The 17,586-nt window shown below is 43.0% G+C and carries 17 protein-coding genes; 12 read left to right on the top strand and 5 right to left on the bottom strand.

The annotated features are described in order from the left end of the window. Positions 1-5: 5 nt before the first annotated feature. Positions 6-446, top strand: a complete 441-nt coding sequence (locus tag CXF82_RS05410; RefSeq protein WP_102040050.1) for an Hsp20 family protein — start codon at positions 6-8, stop codon at positions 444-446. A 123-nt stretch (positions 447-569) separates the two neighbouring features. Here the strand turns inward: CXF82_RS05410 and ilvN are convergent, their stop codons facing one another. The 3 genes from ilvN to CXF82_RS05395 all read right to left on the bottom strand — a co-directional run bounded on the left by ilvN (position 570) and on the right by CXF82_RS05395 (position 4,358). Further along, positions 570-1,064, bottom strand: coding sequence for an acetolactate synthase small subunit (ilvN, locus tag CXF82_RS05405; protein WP_101091056.1), 495 nt, complete (start codon positions 1,062-1,064; stop codon positions 570-572). Next, on the bottom strand, positions 1,064-2,785 hold the full coding sequence (locus tag CXF82_RS05400) for an acetolactate synthase 3 large subunit (protein ID WP_101091055.1): 1,722 nt from the start codon (positions 2,783-2,785) through the stop codon (positions 1,064-1,066). The genes ilvN and CXF82_RS05400 overlap by 1 nt, the downstream gene beginning before the upstream one ends. A gap of 352 nt (positions 2,786-3,137) precedes the next feature. Continuing rightward, positions 3,138-4,358, bottom strand: a complete 1,221-nt coding sequence (locus CXF82_RS05395) for a multidrug effflux MFS transporter (protein WP_232775113.1) — start codon at positions 4,356-4,358, stop codon at positions 3,138-3,140. Between the two features lie 418 nt (positions 4,359-4,776). Here CXF82_RS05395 and CXF82_RS05390 point away from each other — a divergent pair, with 418 nt between their 5' ends. Continuing rightward, positions 4,777-6,636 (top strand): choice-of-anchor I family protein, encoded by a 1,860-nt coding sequence (locus CXF82_RS05390; RefSeq protein WP_102043785.1) that lies wholly within the window; start codon positions 4,777-4,779, stop codon positions 6,634-6,636. 132 nt (positions 6,637-6,768) lie between these two features. Here CXF82_RS05390 and CXF82_RS05385 read toward each other — a convergent pair whose 3' ends face one another. Further along, positions 6,769-7,110 (bottom strand): hypothetical protein, encoded by a 342-nt coding sequence (locus CXF82_RS05385; protein ID WP_101091231.1) that lies wholly within the window; start codon positions 7,108-7,110, stop codon positions 6,769-6,771. 374 nt (positions 7,111-7,484) lie between these two features. Between CXF82_RS05385 and CXF82_RS05380 the strand changes: the two genes are divergently transcribed. After that, positions 7,485-8,237, top strand: coding sequence for a Nif3-like dinuclear metal center hexameric protein (locus tag CXF82_RS05380; protein ID WP_102040052.1), 753 nt, complete (start codon positions 7,485-7,487; stop codon positions 8,235-8,237). Between the two features lie 86 nt (positions 8,238-8,323). On the opposite strand, the gene metG is transcribed toward CXF82_RS05380, so the two are convergent. Then, complete coding sequence (metG, locus tag CXF82_RS05375) at positions 8,324-10,366, bottom strand: methionine--tRNA ligase (RefSeq protein ID WP_102043784.1); 2,043 nt, start codon at positions 10,364-10,366, stop codon at positions 8,324-8,326. A gap of 160 nt (positions 10,367-10,526) precedes the next feature. On the opposite strand from metG, the gene apbC reads away from it, so the two are divergent. From apbC to CXF82_RS05330, 9 genes are read left to right on the top strand one after another with little or no spacing between them, the layout of a single operon-like run. Next, on the top strand, positions 10,527-11,642 hold the full coding sequence (apbC, locus tag CXF82_RS05370; protein WP_101091051.1) for an iron-sulfur cluster carrier protein ApbC: 1,116 nt from the start codon (positions 10,527-10,529) through the stop codon (positions 11,640-11,642). A gap of 8 nt (positions 11,643-11,650) precedes the next feature. After that, positions 11,651-12,289: a uridine kinase gene (gene udk / locus CXF82_RS05365; RefSeq protein WP_101091050.1), complete on the top strand. Its 639-nt coding sequence runs from the start codon at positions 11,651-11,653 to the stop codon at positions 12,287-12,289. 39 nt (positions 12,290-12,328) lie between these two features. After that, complete coding sequence (gene dcd, locus CXF82_RS05360; protein WP_101091049.1) at positions 12,329-12,913, top strand: dCTP deaminase; 585 nt, start codon at positions 12,329-12,331, stop codon at positions 12,911-12,913. After that, positions 12,914-13,732 carry an aminodeoxychorismate lyase gene (pabC, locus tag CXF82_RS05355; RefSeq protein WP_102043783.1) on the top strand — a complete coding sequence of 273 codons (819 nt, stop codon included), beginning with the start codon at positions 12,914-12,916 and terminating at the stop codon, positions 13,730-13,732. Continuing rightward, positions 13,729-14,736 (top strand): endolytic transglycosylase MltG, encoded by a 1,008-nt coding sequence (gene mltG, locus CXF82_RS05350; RefSeq protein ID WP_101091047.1) that lies wholly within the window; start codon positions 13,729-13,731, stop codon positions 14,734-14,736. The genes pabC and mltG overlap by 4 nt, the downstream gene beginning before the upstream one ends. Continuing rightward, on the top strand, positions 14,733-15,377 hold the full coding sequence (gene tmk, locus CXF82_RS05345) for a dTMP kinase (protein WP_102040055.1): 645 nt from the start codon (positions 14,733-14,735) through the stop codon (positions 15,375-15,377). The genes mltG and tmk overlap by 4 nt, the downstream gene beginning before the upstream one ends. Position 15,378: 1 nt before the next feature. Further along, a complete protein-coding gene (gene holB / locus CXF82_RS05340; RefSeq protein ID WP_102040056.1) occupies positions 15,379-16,296 on the top strand; it encodes a DNA polymerase III subunit delta' in 918 nt (305 codons plus the stop codon). Positions 16,297-16,302: 6 nt separating this feature from the next. Next, positions 16,303-16,629, top strand: a complete 327-nt coding sequence (locus tag CXF82_RS05335; protein WP_101091044.1) for a PilZ domain-containing protein — start codon at positions 16,303-16,305, stop codon at positions 16,627-16,629. Positions 16,630-16,670: 41 nt separating this feature from the next. Further along, positions 16,671-17,459 carry a TatD family hydrolase gene (locus CXF82_RS05330; protein ID WP_102043782.1) on the top strand — a complete coding sequence of 263 codons (789 nt, stop codon included), beginning with the start codon at positions 16,671-16,673 and terminating at the stop codon, positions 17,457-17,459. The last annotated feature ends 127 nt before the right edge of the window (positions 17,460-17,586 follow it).

Below are 17,586 nucleotides of genomic sequence, written 5' to 3'. Positions count from 1 at the left end.
TACCCATGAGAAATTACGACCTAACTCCACTTTACCGCAGTGCCATTGGATTTGACCGTTTAGCGCAACTTGCTGAACATGCCGCGTCGAACAAAGGTAATTCTGGTTACCCACCTTATAATATTGAACTCATTGATGAACATCGTTATCGCATTACTATGGCTGTTGCTGGCTTTACTATGGATGAACTCGATATTACCAGTGAAGGTGATAAGCTACTGGTAAAAGGTACGAAAGCCGAACAAGATAAAGAGAGTAAATACCTCTATCAAGGTATTGCTGAACGTGGATTTGAACGCACATTCCAATTGGCTGATTACGTCACTGTTATTGGTGCAAATCTAGAAAATGGTTTACTCAATGTTGATCTTAAAAGAGAGATCCCCGAGGCGTTAAAACCGAGAAAAATTGAGATCGGCACATCAAGAATATTGGATGCTAAGTAAGTAAATTATCGCCTCCCTGGCTGATCTATTTACAGTGTAAAATGTAAAAAAGGGAGTCTTTAGACTCCCTTTTTAGTGGGTGTTTTTAATAAGCTAATCTACTATTGCTATTCAGCTTAGTCGCTATGCGCGCATTGATTTTTCGCCGCGTGCTAGACCCACCACACCTGAGCGTGAAATCTCAATCACTTTAGTCACATCTGCCAAGGCGGAGATGCAGGCATCTAACTTATCACTGGTGCCAATTAATTGGACCGTATATAAGCTCTGAGTGACATCGACAATTTGACCACGGAAAATATCTGCCAGTCTTTTGACTTCTTCTCTGTGCTCACCTTGTGCTTTGACTTTAATCAGTGCGACTTCTCTTTCTACATGCGCAGACTCAGTGATATTAGATACTTTTAGTACATCAATGAGCTTATGTAGTTGCTTCTCTATTTGCTCAAGAACAGCTTCATCAGCTTTTACGGCAATGGTTAAGCGAGATAGGGTTTTATCTTCTGTTGGCGCTACAGTTAAGGTTTCAATGTTATAACCACGCTGAGAAAATAATCCTACAACCCGAGAAAGCGCACCCGGTTGGTTTTCAAGTAATACACATATAATCCGACGCATTAGCTTTTCTCCGTTTTGCTCAACCACATTTCATTCATCGCACCGCCACGAATTAACATCGGGTATACGTGTTCGGTCTCATCAACGTGAATGTCGACAAAGACTAATTTGTCTGTCATGGCGAAGGCTTTCTCTAAACCTGATTCTAGCTCGGCAGGATCACGAATGGTCATGCCTACATGACCATACGCTTCGGCAATTTTGGCAAAATCGGGTACCGAGTCCATGTAGGATTGAGAATGACGACCTGCGTATATCATGTCTTGCCACTGTTTAACCATACCCAAAAAGTGATTATTTAGGTTGATGATTTTAACGGGGATATCGTATTGTAGTGCGGTTGATAACTCTTGGATATTCATTTGAATAGAGCCATCACCCGTAACGCAAATAACCGTTTCATCGGGTTTTGCAAGCTTAACACCCATTGCGGCAGGCAGGCCAAAGCCCATGGTGCCTAGGCCGCCAGAGTTAATCCAACGACGTGGCTTATTAAATGGATAGTAGAGCGCAGCAAACATTTGGTGTTGACCAACATCGGATGCTACATAGGCATCACCATTGGTTAATTTATGCATGACTTCGATAACTTGCTGTGGTTTTATCTTTGTATCTGATTTTTGGTAATCTAAACTCTTGCGACCACACCACTTGGCAATGTCGCCCCACCAATGATCATTGGCAGTCGGATCGGTAATAGCATAATCATTGGCTTCAATCTGCTTTAGCATTTCATCCAATACTTGATCAGCAGAACCCACGATTGGAATATCGACTTTAATGGTTTTTGAGATTGAAGAGGGATCGATATCAATGTGTAAAATAGTGGCATTTGGACAGTATTTTTCTACATTATTGGTGGTACGATCATCAAAACGAACCCCAATACCAAAGATAAGATCACTGTTATGCATGGTCATGTTTGCTTCATAGCAACCGTGCATACCGAGCATACCGACACTGTTAGGGTGAGTACCAGGAAAGGCGCCTAGTCCCATCAGAGTGCTTACCACTGGAATTCCAAGCTTTTCTGACAGCGCGAGGATCTGGCTGTCACACCCAGATATAACTGCGCCGCCACCGACGTATAAAACAGGTTTTTTAGCGGCTAAGAGTGCTTGTAAACCTCTGCGGATCTGGCCTTTGTGGCCAGATGTAGTGGGGTTATATGAACGCATGGAAATATCCTCTGGATATTGATATTCATGCAAAATTTCTGGGTTCATACAATCTTTAGGCACATCAACCACCACAGGACCTGGACGACCACTGGCGGCAATGAAAAATGCTTTCTTGATGATAGTCGGAATGTCACGCGGATCAGTGACTAAAAAACTATGCTTAACAACCGGTCTAGATATACCAATCATGTCGCATTCTTGGAATGCATCATTACCAATGAGGTGGCTATGAACCTGACCTGAAATAACCACTAAAGGAATAGAGTCCATGTAAGCGGTAGCAATACCAGTAATGGTATTGGTAGCACCAGGACCTGAGGTGACAAGGACTACACCAACGTCACCTGTAGCACGAGCATAACCGTCAGCCATGTGCACGGCAGCTTGTTCATGTCGCACGAGTATATGTTCAATGGTGGACTTTTCGTGCAGTGCGTCGTAAATATCTAAAACTGATCCGCCTGGATAGCCAAAAATATGTTTAACGCCTTCGTCGATAAGAGAACGGACGACCATACTGGCGCCTGATAGCTTCTCCATAATAATTCCTTTTTAAGTTACCGCTACGGTATGCAGTATCTCACTACAGCGACGGTAATCGCTCTAAAATTAAGCTTGGATGGTAATCCTTGCTCTCGTTTGCCGTTAATCTCAACTGAAAATGAGTCTTCACAGAGGTACTTGTGCGGCGATGACTTCAATTTGAGTCAGCTTCATCATATAAAACCCCCATACGATTACAAGGCATGAATGTAAATAAATCGTTCTAAATGAAGAATTTTCAATATGGCGGACAGAAAAGCAAAGTTGCAGGTGGTTAATGACAAGTGATTAAAGGAAGGTTTGGCTATAGAGAGGCGACAATCACGGTAAGCGTGATTGTCTTACATTGTTATAGGTTCGGCTCTCGTTTACTAAACAGTTGGCATAAGCCGACAAGAATAACAGCAGCCAACATGAGTGCAGAGAAGGGCACTGCGGTTCCGGTATAGAACAATGCAAGTAGCGGACCTGCGAGTGCGCCGCATCCGAATCTAAGTGTTCCTATTACGGCCGTTGCGGTGCCGGTTTCTTGTTGGAATTTCATCAATACAATGGCATCGGCATTGACAGACATCACACCGAGACACGCCATTAATGGCAGTAACATAACAACAGTAAATAGGTAGTTTAAGTCGAGCATGTTGACCAGTAATAAGCCGCTTGCGGCTATTGCACCGAAAATGGTCGATACACGTAGCATTCTTTTTGAGCCGTAACGACCCACAATCTTGCTATTGACTACATTCGCGAGCATCAGTGCACCAACATTGGTGCTAAACAAAATGGCAAATAGTGATTTGTCGAGTCCGAACACTTCCATATAGACAAACGGTGAGGCGGTTAAATAGCAGAAAAAGGCAAAGGAGGTGAGTACACCACAGGTAATATTGAGCTTCACACCTGGTTTGGTCAATACGGTGGCATAGGCGCCAAAAAATGATTTACCACTGCGGCTGCTTGCATCACGGTCACTCGGCATTTTTAATTTAAAACACACTAAAAAAAGTAATGCCAGCGCATAAAACGCTAGAATAAAGAAAATTAGGTGCCAATCCCCAAGTTCTAAAATTAAGCTCCCAATACTCGGCGCAATAAGCGGTGCAAGCATCATAATAAGGCTGACATAGGACATCCCTTTAGCGGTGTTTTGTCCGTAAACCTCTTTAATATATCCGGGCACAACAACCGTGGCGGCAGCGCCGATAAAAGCTTGTAAGAATCTTAATGCCAAAAAGGCTTCAATTGATTGAACAAATGTCAGAGCAAAGCTGGTGAGCATAAAGCCCGTTAAACCAATTATCACCATCTTGCGGCGACCATACCTATCAGCAAGCGGACCAAAGCACAGCATACCTAGGGCGTAGCCAGCTAAATATAGGCTAAGAGATTGTTGAACTAACGTAATGCCAGTGTCAAAACTGCTGGCTAGCGCTGCCATGGCCGGTAAATACATATCGATGGCTAACGGTGTAATGGCTACAATGGCGGCAAGCATTGGGATGAGTAATACTAAATTGGGGATGCCAACCGGATGGGTGCTTGATTGTTCATTGTTGGACGTGTTCTTCAATACTGCCTCTTTGAGTGTTGCTTGCTGAGCTGCGGATTTGTCGGAAATACTTGAAATATATTAACTAGGGAGTCGATCTTAATGTGACTTAATTAAAGCATTAAGGACCCGTTAGTTTAGTTGATTTAAGGTCGAATTGAGATGGTACTCATTGTATAAAAAGTATTTTACGACACTATATTATCGTTTTAAAAACATTTAACCAATCAAAATTATATTGTAACCGTGCTAAAAAGTGATTCAATTTGTGTTGAAAGCCTCGCAACTAATTAGTCAGTCCATTTTCTCGTGCAACTGTCATTCAACTGTTATCTAAATGTCATTGCCGTGACTTTATTTCGTTCTAAATTAGGCGACTTTATAATTCAAGTTGCTGAAAAAGTAGGAGCAGCTAATTGCTTATTACGAAGGGAATGAAATGAATAACGAGTACACAATTGTACCGCTGTTAATGTCGGCATTATTACTAACGGCTTGCAGTGATGGCACATCTGGGCAAAATGGTAGTAATACCTTGGTGAAAATGTCAACACTCTCGATTGGTAATGAACAATGTGCTATGGGTGGTCAACTACTGCAGTCAGGTTTAGACGTAAACGCTAATGGCGTTTTGGATGAAAGTGAGATTGACGATGCTCAGTCACAAACTGTTTGTCATGGTCAGGGCGCGACGTTAAAGGCTGAATTGGTCGGCCGTTACCAAAGCGAAATCTATGGACTGAGCGCAGCTGAAATCGTCGATTTTGACCCGTTATCGAAACAAGTATTTGTGATCAACGCTAAGAGCGGCAAAGTCGATGTACTTAACGCGGCTGATATCGATGTCACTGATGCGGTGTCAGGCAGTGGTGCACTGGCCCTTAATAATATCGTTAAAACTACTGATATTGATGTGGCTGCAGATGTGGGTCTTACTCATTTAGGCGGCGTTAATAGTTTAAGTGTTTATGGGGATCTGCTCGCGGTGGCGATAGAGCGAGGTGATGCGCTGGGCAACAGTAAACAAGCCAATGGTTTCGTCGCTTTTTATCGTATCAATGACGCGGGTGAAACAAGCTTCCTTCATGCCGTTGAAGTCGGAGCATTACCGGATAACGTGACGTTTAATCGCAATGGCTCGTTATTGATAGTGGCTAATGAAGGAGAGCCAAACACGGCTTATAGCCTTGATCCTGAAGGCAGCATATCAATGATTGCAATTAAAGAAAATATTCCAGCAACGACTGCGACAGCTATCGGTTTTGCTGATTTTAACAAGGGTGGAGCCCGCGAAGGTGAGCTGGACCCAATGATCAAGATCAACGGGCCTAATGCCTCTGTCGCACAAGACTTGGAGCCTGAATATATTGCGGTGAGTGAAGATAATCTAAAGGCTTACGTGTCTTTACAAGAAAACAATGCCATTGCGGTCATCGATCTTAAAGATAAAAAGATTGAATCTATTCTGCCGCTAGGGCTTAAAGATTACGGCTTATATGAAAATAGAATTGACGCCAGTGACAAAGATAGCCGGATTAACTTCAGTGCATATGCTGGGGTCTACGGCATGTATCAACCCGATACCATTAGCAGCTATCAGTGGCGGCAGACTAATTTTATTGTCACCGCTAACGAAGGTGATGCTAGGGACTACGATGGCTTTTCAGAAGAAGCCAGAGCAGATGATTTGAATTTAGACCCCAGTCACCCACAATTAGATGCAGCGCAAGACAAGACCCAATTAGGCCGTCTTAAAGTGACGACCAGCATGGGTGATATTGATAACGATGGTGACGTAGATCAAATTATCAGTTATGGCGCCCGTTCATTCTCTATCTGGGACGAGCATGGCAATCAGGTGTTTGACAGTGGCTCAGAGTTTTCCCGTATTACCGCCGCAGTACTTGGAGATAATTTTAATAATAATAACGATGAGAACAAAGGCGATAGCCGCAGTGATGACAAGGCCGGCGAACCTGAAGCATTAGCGATTGGAAAAATAGCCGACCAATACTATGCTTTTATTGGTTTAGAGCGCACTGGTGGCATTATGATTTACAATATCACCAACCCATTTTCAGTCAGCTTTGTCGACTATGTGGTCAATCGTGATTTTGATACAGACTTTGAAATTGATAGCGATACGGGTGAAGTGAAAGGTGATGCGAGTCTTGCTGGAGATCTCGGCCCTGAAGGGATGAAGTTCATCAGTGCAAACGACAGTCCTACTTCGCAGCCTTTGTTAGTTATAGGCAATGAGGTGAGTGGAACCACCAGTGTGTATGCACTGAGTTTCTAGTTATAGTTGGTATTAGAAACGATGATTAAAAGCGTTAAAATAAAAAACTCCGTTGCTGCAACAGTAACGGAGTTTTTTAGCACTTAAGCAAGGCAAATGATGAGCGATGCTCAAATTGCCGCAAGTACCGACTTAGAAGCCGCGAGGAAGTTGACCTTTACCCGCTAACTTTTCACGCCAAAGTTCTTTAGCTGTTTTGCCGCCAGTTTTAGCCGCGGGTTTTGCGACCTTTTTAGGCGTGGCTTTTATGGCAGCTGGCTTGGCTGCTACTTTTTTATCGGCTTTAGCTTCTATGGGAGCACTTTTGTCACCCATTTCGGCTAACATCACTTCTAACTCACTGAAGCGTAATGATTTACCGCCATCGATTTTGTACCAGCTACCTTTCTGTTCAATTTTAACAGCTTGGCCTTCTTGCTTAGCAAGTGTGGCCTCAAGTGTACTGATAACCTCTTCTTTGGTCAGTTTTGACATAATAATAACCTGTTTATTTTTTGTGTTTACATGAAGGTTTCGAGTGATTTTATCGTTTAATGCACCAAAAAGTCCAATTTTCACCACTAATGCCTTCAACTATAGGATGATTTAGACATTTTACCGCCATTATGTGAGTCAAAATTGCTGATATTTGGGATATGACAATTTAAATCTCGGTGGGCTTTAGCTATAGAATAACTATTAGCTTGAATCTCCTAACTCGCCAACAGGGCTTTTGAATTCCCGCTGAATGGTCAAACTTTTAATGCAACTGGTATAAAAATGTGCTGCTTAAATGGAACTTGAATTGGCTTGTTTGGGCATAAAAAGCGAGAATAGGGTATGCAAAAGAACATTTTATAGGTGAGTTAATGACACGCACAGAATTAAGCCAGTATTTGGCACAATACCTACAGGTCGCCAATTTTAAAGATTACGCACCTAATGGGTTGCAGGTTGAAGGTAAACAAGAGATTAACACTATTGTGACAGGCGTAACGGCTTGCCAAGCCTTGATTGATGAAGCGATAGCGTTAAACGCCGATGCGATTATTGTACATCATGGTTTTTTTTGGAAAAGTGAGCCCGAGATTATCGTTGGGATGAAGCAGAAAAGAATTAAAGCGTTACTGCTCAATGATATTAACTTGTTTGGTTACCACTTGCCGTTAGATGCACATCCTGAGGTGGGCAACAATGCTGAATTTGGTAAAGTGATTGGCATAGAAAACGCACGAGTGATTGAAGGGCACGCGCAAGGCTTAATATGGCGTGGCGAACTCAGCACACCCGTGCTGGCAAAAGATCTTGCAGCGGCCATCTCACACACGCTATCAAGAGAGTGTTTGCATCTTGGTGACGAACAAAGCCTAGTCGAGACAATTGCTTGGTGCACGGGTGGCGCGCAAGACTACATCGACATTGCAGCATCCCTTGGGATTGATGCATTTATTAGTGGCGAAGCATCAGAGCGCACATATCACTGCGCAATCGAGCAAAATATTCAGTATTACGGCGCGGGACATCACGCTACAGAGCTTTATGGCATTCAGGCGCTCGGTAAACATCTAGCCGATAAATTTGGCTTAAAGCACCATTTCATTGATATCAGTAATCCAGTTTAGACTGAGTTGATAACGATAAACGGATACAAAAAAGCCGCTCAACGTTGAGCGGCTTTTTATGGCGGCTGCCCGCGTTTAGATAAGCGCTACATCACTCGCATACCAGGTTTTGCACCTGCATGTGGCTCAAGGATCCAGATATCTTTACCGCCTGGGCCAGCAGCGAGTACCATACCTTCAGACTCACCGAATTTCATTTTACGCGGCGCAAGGTTAGCCACCATTACCGTGTGCTTGCCAACCAAATCTTCAGGCGCATAAGCTGATTTAATACCGGCGAAGACTTGTTTGATTTCACCCCCTAAATCAAGCTCTAATCGAAGCAGTTTGTTGGCTTTTTCAATGTGTTCAGCTTTTGAAATAAGTGCAATACGCAGATCAATCTTGGCGAAATCATCAAAACTAATTTCTGCTGCTAACGGTTCTTTTTCAAGTTCCGTTTGCACTTCTTCAACTTTAGGCGCTTCAACTGCTGTCACTTGAAGGTTCTCTGATGAAGCTTCGATAATCGCTTCGATACTCTTCATTTCGATACGCTGCATTAATGCTTTGAATTTAGCGATTTCATGACCGGCAAGATCAACATCCAAATTATTCCACGTTAGCTCTATCTGTAGGAATGCTTCAACATCTGCCGCAAGTTTTGGCAATACTGGTTTTAGATATGTGACTAGAATGCGGAATAAGTTTAGTGCGTTACTACAGACTTGATGGGCTTCTTCTTGCTTAGCGTCATCTTTAATTAATTGCCATGGAGCAGCGTCAGCAACATAAGCATTAGCAACATCAGCAAGCGCCATGATTTCACGCATCGCTTTACCGAATTCACGTGTTTCATATAAATCTGCAATAATGTCCTGCTTTGACAAGAATGCTTCAGTCAAAGTCATATCATTAATTTTAGCTAACTTACCATCGAAACGTTTACTGATAAAACCAGCTGTTCTTGAGGCTAAGTTAACAAGCTTTCCGACTAAATCTGAGTTAACACGTTGAGCGAAGTCTTCAAGGTTCAAATCTAAGTCATCGACACGACTATTTAATTTAGCTGCGTAGTAGTAACGAAGATACTCAGGGTCTAAATTATCTAAATAGGTACGTGCTTTAATGAACGTGCCTTTTGACTTAGACATTTTAGCGCCGTTTACAGTGACATAACCGTGTGCGTAGACCGCTGTAGGTTTCCGAATTCCGGCACCGTCTAGTACGGCAGGCCAGAATAAACCATGGAAGTTGACAATATCTTTACCGATGAAGTGATATAGCTCAGCTTTAGAATCTAGGCTCCAAAATTCGTCAAAATTTAAATCTTCACGTTTGTCACATAAATTTTTGAATGAACCCATGTAGCCGATTGGCGCATCTAGCCATACATAGAAAAATTTACCTGGCTGATCCGGTATTTCAAACCCAAAATAAGGCGCATCACGAGAAATATCCCACTGTTGCAATCCTTGACCGAACCATTCTCTTAATTTGTTCGCGATTTCAGGTTGCAGTGAACCAGAAGCTAACCATTCGCCAAGCATGGTTTCAAATGCAGGTAGATCAAAAAAGAAATGCTCACTGTCTTTCATCACTGGTGTAGCACCAGAAACTGCAGAATAAGGGTTGATTAGGTCGGTAGTGCTATAAGTCGCGCCGCAATTGTCACAGTTATCACCGTATTGGTCTTCACTTTTACATTTTGGGCAAGTGCCTTTGACAAATCGGTCTGGCAAGAACATTAACTTTTCTGGATCGAATAACTGTGAAATCGTTTTGGTTTTTATATAACCCGCATCACGTAACTTGAGGTAAATTTCATTGGCAAGTTCACGGTTTTCTTCGCTGTGAGTGCTGTGGAAATTATCAAATTGAATATTGAAATCAGCAAAATCTTTTTCATGCTCTTTTTGTACTTGAGCAATCATCTCTTCTGGTGCAATGCCCATCTGCTGTGCTTTAAGCATAATTGGCGTGCCATGAGCATCATCCGCACAGATATAGTGACATTCATGTCCACGTAACTTTTGAAAACGTGACCAAATATCGGTTTGAATATACTCAAGCATATGGCCTAAATGGATCGGACCATTGGCATACGGAAGTGCACTAGTGACTAAGATTTTACGTTGTGAATTGGCCATCTTTTCTCGAAATCGCTGGGAACCTAAATAGAATGGAATAGATACTAACCGATCCAATGCTGAGTTTCATCAAAACCTAGCGTAACTGTGGTAAATCTAAACTAATGTTTACCTAAAATTCTGGTACAATTGCGCAAATCATATTTAGGGGGTCTACATTTTGTCTTCATCTCACCCAAATTATCATCTCAGTGATGATCTTCTCGTTCCTGTTCTAGCCATTCTTGATGCGTTCCAAGATCCATATTTAAACAAAAGCTTTTTAAGTGCCGGCATGGTGACTAGCCTTGCAATTGAAGGTAAACGCTTGCAATTGGGCCTTTGTTACTCGTACCCATGCCAAACGCAATATCAAGATATCGTCATGGCGGTAACAAAAGAGTTAGCGGTATTAGATGCAATTGATGAAGTAGAGTGTGAAATCGATTTTCAGCCAGATACTGTATCAGCGATCAGTGCAGTAGAACCTCTGCCAAATATACGCCAGATTATTGCGGTTGCATCAGGTAAAGGCGGTGTAGGTAAGTCAACAACGGCTGTCAACCTTGCATTAGCGCTGGCAGCAGAAGGTGCCCGCGTGGGTATTTTGGATGCTGACATTTATGGTCCATCCATTCCTATGATGCTAGGCGTTGAAGGTTTTAAACCTGTCTCTCCGGATGGAAAGATAATGACTGCCGCCAAAGCTCATGGCATTTCTGCGCAATCGATAGGTTTTATGCTAGATGGTGACCAAGCAGCTGTATGGCGTGGTCCAATGGCAGCGGGTGCATTGATTCAATTACTGACTGAGACCGAATGGCCAGAGTTGGATTATATGGTGATCGATATGCCACCAGGAACAGGTGATATCCAGCTCACCTTATCGCAAAAAGTACCGGTAAGTGGCGCCGTCATTGTAACAACACCGCAAGATATTGCCTTGGCTGACGCTAAAAAAGGCGTGAATATGTTCCAAAAGGTCAATATTCCAGTACTCGGTATTGTTGAAAACATGAGTTTTCATTTATGCCCTGAATGCGGTCATAAAGATCATCCTTTCGGCGCTGATGGCGGCGAAAAAATGGCAACTCGTTACAATGTTCCATTATTGGGGCAGTTGCCATTACAGTTAAATATTCGAGAAGATGTCGATAAAGGAATACCCACGGTAGTCGCTGATAGCGAGTGTCAGGTTTCTAGCATGTATCGTGAAATAGCCCGCAAAGTGGGCGCTCAACTTGCGTTATGCCAAGCGCAATCTAAAGTGTCAATAAGCATATCGGACGATGAGTAGATTTTAAAATGAATTCAAAACAATGTGTTGTAATCGCAATTGCAGGCGCATCGGCCTCAGGTAAGAGTCTTATTGCCAAAACGATTTATGAAGAGTTATGCCGTGATTTAGGCACTGATCAAATTGGTGTTATTGCTGAAGATGCTTACTATCGTGACCAAGGTCATATGTCGATGGATGAACGTGTTTTAACTAACTACGATCATCCTAAAGCGCTTGATCACGAGTTACTTTGTAAGCATTTACGTGCGCTCAAAGAAGGCAACGCTGTTGATATTCCAGTTTATAGCTATAACGAACATACTCGTACTGATGAGAAAGTAACCTTAACCCCTAAGAAAGTGATTATTCTTGAAGGGATCCTACTGCTTACTGACCCTGCTTTGCGTGAGCAAATGGATGCGAGTGTATTTATGGATACTCCACTCGATATCTGTTTTATGCGCAGACTCTCCCGTGACGTAGCTGAACGTGGTAGAACAATGGAATCGGTGATGGCACAGTACACCGAGACGGTACGACCGATGTTTTTACAATTCATTGAACCGTCAAAACAATACGCAGATATTATTGTACCTCGTGGCGGTAAGAACCGTATTGCGACCGATATTTTAAAGGCACGAATACAGCACCTTCTAGTTAAGTAAAAGTAACCTAAAAAATCAGTATAAGGGACCTTAACGATTATGCGTTTGACAGATATTGAAATTGAAGAATGTTTAGATAATGGCACTATCGTTATGGAGCCTCGGCCCTGCGCTGAGGCGATAAGTGGTGTGAGTGTTGACGTTAAATTAGGCAATGAATTTCGCGTATTTAAAGATCACACTGCCCCTTTTATTGATTTAAGCGGCCCGAGTGCAGAAATGCAGCAAGCACTTGATAGAGTAATGAGTGAAACCATTGTGATAGCAGAAGATCAATCATTCTTCTTGCATCCAGGTGAACTTGCACTGTCGGTCACTCATGAGGAAGTTACTTTACCAGCAGATATTGTCGGTTGGTTAGATGGTCGTTCATCGCTGGCCCGTTTAGGGTTAATGGTCCACGTTACCGCGCATCGCATTGATCCGGGTTGGCAAGGAAAAATCGTATTAGAGTTTTTTAACAGTGGTAAATTGCCATTGGCTCTTAAGCCTAATATGACGATCGGCGCGCTTAACTTTGAACGTTTGTCTCAGCCTGTTGCTAGACCTTACAATAAACGTAAGAGTGCAAAGTACAAAGATCAGCAAAATGCAGTCGCTAGCAGAATTAGCCAGGATAACTAAATGTCGGTAGTTTGGGTTAATGGACAACCTGATGCCACTATTAGTCCTCTTGATCGGGGATTAGCCTACGGCGATGGTTTATTTGCAACAATGCGAGTCAACAAAAGTGAGATTCAATTTATTGAATCTCACTTTTTGCGATTAACCCAAGGTGCACAGCGGTTAGGCTTTCAATGGCAACCAACAGCGGCGCTGAGAGAGCGGTTGTTGCAGTGCGCTATAGATAACCCTCAGTCATGCCTCAAAATACTATTGTCTCGTGGTGTGGGTGGACGTGGCTATACGCCGCCAAATTCAAACCCATCGATAACTGAAATCGTATCCGTTCATCCTTTCCCTGATATTTACCAACATTGGCAAAAAACGGGCATCAGCTTACAATCATCGGATGTGTTACTGGCAAGGCAACCTCGCTTGGCGGGCATTAAGCACTGTAATCGACTTGAGCAAGTGTTAATTAAGTCGGTTGCTTTAGCCAATGGGATCGATGACTGGTTAGTACTTGATAGCAATAAAAATATTATCGAATCTTCAATGGCTAATCTGTTTTTTGAAACCGATGCCGGCATCGTAACACCTCAGTTTTCCTATGCCGGAGTGGCGGGCATGATGAGAGAACAAGTGATTTATCAATTGCTAGAGATGAAATTTTCGGTATCGGTGACTGAAATAAATGTTGATATACTGTCTCAAGTGAAACATGTTTTCATGACCAACAGTTTACTCGGGGTTGTTGATATCAATAGAATAGACCAACAGTCCTTTAAAATAGCGCCTTACACTTCATTATTAAGAGAGCAGCTTGATCTGACATTATGAAAAAATTCTTAATTGGTTTTCTAGCAACAAGTTTTACGCTACTCACCATTACCGCAGTGGGTGGCTATTGGGGTTACCAAACGTTAATGACGTTTGGTCAAACACAACTCAATGTCGTAAACGCACAAGAATTAGAGATTAAAAGAGGCACATCATTTAATCAGTTTACCAACATATTAACCCAGAAAAAGTTAATAGAAGAGGGTTGGAAATTAAAGTGGTTAGTGCGTCTTAACCCCGCATTAGCACAAATAAAGTCAGGCTTATACGAAGTCGTTCCACAAGAGACTGTCAACAGTTTGCTTGAAAAGCTAGTGGCAGGAAATGAAAAATCATTTGCGCTGACGTTACTGGAAGGGCAAACCGTAAAAGAGTGGCGGGTGCAATTATCAGAGCAACAAAAGTTAAGGTTTGACGACGCGCTATTTACCAATATATTAATGAATAATGGTGATAATTCCGGATTGCCAGAAGGGAAGTTTTTCCCTGATACCTACCATTACAGGGCACACAGTTCTGCCAACACATTATTGCGAGAAAGCTATCGCAAGATGCAAGTAGAACTCGAAAAAGCATGGGACAGTCGGCAAGCAGGCTTACCGCTTAAGTCACCGTATGAACTATTAATACTCGCGTCAATTATTGAAAAAGAAACGGGTAAAGCGAGTGAAAGACCCTGGATATCTGCGGTCTTTATTAATCGTTTGCGCAAAGGCATGCGCTTGCAGACTGATCCTACGGTCATTTATGGCATGGGGGAACGTTACCAAGGTAATATCACCCGTAAAGATCTGCGCGAGCAAACGGCTTTTAACACTTATAGAATTAACGGGCTACCACCAACGCCAATTGCCGCTCCGAGTCTTGCGGCTTTGCATGCAGCAGCCAATCCAGCTGATGTTAATTACCTTTATTTTGTCTCACAAAATGATGGTAGCCATGTATTTTCAAAAACACTGTTAGAACATAACCGAGCAGTGAATAAATATCAGAGAAATCGATGAACACTGAATCAACCGTGGCTAAAAAAGCAAAGTTTATTGTCATAGAAGGGCTTGAAGGGGCTGGTAAATCCAGTGCAATCGCATTAGTACGCGATTTTATTGAAAAACACACTGGCCAAGCGCCGGTATGCACCCGCGAGCCAGGCGGTACGCCTTTAGCTGAACAGATGCGTGATTTAGTCAAAATTGCCAATGAGTCTGACCCATTATGCGATGAAGCTGAATGCCTCATATTTTATGCCGCCAGAGCTCAATTGGTCGCGAATGTGATTAAGCCATCTCTTGCAGAGGGGAAATGGGTACTGGGTGATAGGCACAACCTTTCATCGCTTGCATATCAAGGCGGTGGGCGTGGTTTAATGCCATTGGTTTCGGCCATTAGTGAGGCGACTTTAAAAGGGTTTAAACCGGATTTAACGCTTTACCTCGATATTGACCCGACGCTGGGTTTAGCTCGCGCTGCCAACCGTGGCGAGTTGGACCGAATCGAGCAGCAAGAGATTGCGTTTTTTAACCGAACCCGAGCGACGTTTTTGTCTTATGCTGACAACGATGATTCTATTATGATCGTTGATGCGAGCCAGAGTATGGCGGCAGTGCATAAAGATATCATTGCAGTACTTCAAGATCAGGCTTGGTAATATGCAGTATTTACCGTGGTTGCAGGGCGCAAGCGATGAGTTTCAAGCGCAATTAGGCCGTCAACAAGTCGCACATGCTTATCTCATTGGACTAGACGCCGGTTATGGCGGTGAAGTGTTAGCGTTAGATCTTGCTAAAGCGTCATTATGCAGTCAAGTAGGGATTTCTGGCGCTTGTGGGTTTTGTAAAGCGTGTCAGCTAATAGAAGCGGGTAGTCATCCTGACTTTTATAAAATTGAAGCCGATGGTGCACAGATTAAAGTTGATCAAATCCGGGCGTTATGCCAGAAACTGACCACTACTGCTCAGCAAGGTGGCCGCCGAATCGCTGTGATCCTTAATTGTGAACGCCTTAATCAAGCTTCTGCAAATGCATTACTTAAAACCTTAGAGGAACCAGGTAAAGATACCCTTCTTTTTTTACAGGCAAATTCACCTAGTCGGTTAATGGCGACGATTAGCAGCCGCTGCCAACGGATCCAAGTCAGGCTCCCTTCAAGACTGGAGGTAAAGAGCTGGCTTAATGAAGAACTAAAGGTGGCTGATGATTACAGCTGGTGTTTACCCGTCGTCGGTGGACCATTAGCGATAGTGTCAGCTATCGAAAGTGGCCGTTACCAGAGCTTGTTGGACTTCAGAAAAGGTTGGATACAAAGTTTGTCGTCAGCTCAGCTCTGTGCTAGTTTACAAAATGTGAATGAGAAGCAAGTTTCTGACGCGATTAAGGTTTTATATCTTGTGCTGCATCGAAAGCTTGTAAAAGATCAGACCATGGATCCATTGATCCGCTCATCACTCGCCACTTTTGCAGCTAAGATCATGCAGCAAGAAGTACGCTTATCAGTCATGCCAACCGTGAATGTATTGGGATTGTTTGAAGGCATAATCATTGAATACGTTACGTTATTGGACCGCTAAATAATTATGACTAATCTTGTTGTCAACTTTGATACCTTGCATCAACTATACAGGGCTTATATGCCTTTTATAAAACCAGCGGGCTTATTTGTTGGCACTACAGAGAGTTTTTTCCTTGGACAATCGCTGTCCGTGGCTTATCACCTGCCTGGTTCAACGGAAAGAATGCAGTTTGAGGGCATCGTGGTTTGGATTAACCCTTTAGGCGCCTCTGGCGGACGGCCTGCAGGTATCGGGGTCAAAATCATTTCCGAGCCAGACATGCACAAACACCACATTGAAAAGCTGCTTTCTGCAGAACTAGCATCTGGAAATTTGACCTGCACCATGTAGCTCGGTAGACTTGCTCTCCTTTTAGAAAGTAGGACTCTCCAGTGCTTATCGATTCACATTGTCATTTAGACCGCCTCAAAACTGCCCCCGATCAAGATGCATTAACCAACATTATTAATGCAGCCAAAGCGCGTGATATCGCGTATTTTTTGTGCGTAAACGTTAGGCAGCAAGGTTTTCTAGAGATGAAGCAAAAAATGGCTTCATTTGATGAGGTTTTTCTGTCTGCTGGAGTGCACCCGCTCGATGTGCAAGACGGATTAAATGTTGAAGAGATAGAGCAGTTTGCACGCGATGAAAAAGTGGTGGCGATAGGAGAGACAGGCTTAGATTATTTCTATGCCAATGAAACTAAAGCGTTACAGCAATCATGTTTTGAACAACAGATAGATCTCGCCGTTAAAGTCAAAAAACCACTGATTATTCATACCCGTGATGCAAGGGAAGATACCATTAATTTTCTCAAGCGCGGCAATGCAGACACCGTCGGTGGCGTATTGCACTGCTTTACTGAGAATTGGGAAATGGCGAAAGCTGCAATTGATATGGGCTTTTACATTTCGGTTTCAGGTATTGTCACTTTCAAGAATGCAGGTGATCTGCGTAGCGTCATTAGGAAAGTCCCTAAAGATAGACTACTTGTAGAGACCGATTCTCCTTATTTAGCACCTGTGCCTCATCGAGGCCAAGAGAATCAACCCGCTTTTGTGCGTGATGTTGCTGAGTTTGTTGCCGAGCTCAGGGGCGAAAAATACTCTGATCTTGCTGAGTATACGACTGAGAACTTCTTTAACTTGTTCAAAGATGCGGCGCGTATAGTCGGAAGATAACCACATTGGTGATTTCCCTTCAGTACTTTTAACGACAAATTTTAGGTAAAAAGAGACCCAAAACTATTCCAATTGTTCTGGGTCTAGGGGAATGGCTCTTAAAGAGCCGTGCGCTACTGTTGATAAC

The organism is Shewanella sp. GutDb-MelDb (assembly GCF_002836075.1).
Lineage (GTDB): Bacteria > Pseudomonadota > Gammaproteobacteria > Enterobacterales > Shewanellaceae > Shewanella.
The sequence above is the reverse complement of the archived record's forward strand: the minus strand, read 5'-3'. Positions and strand labels throughout refer to the sequence as shown.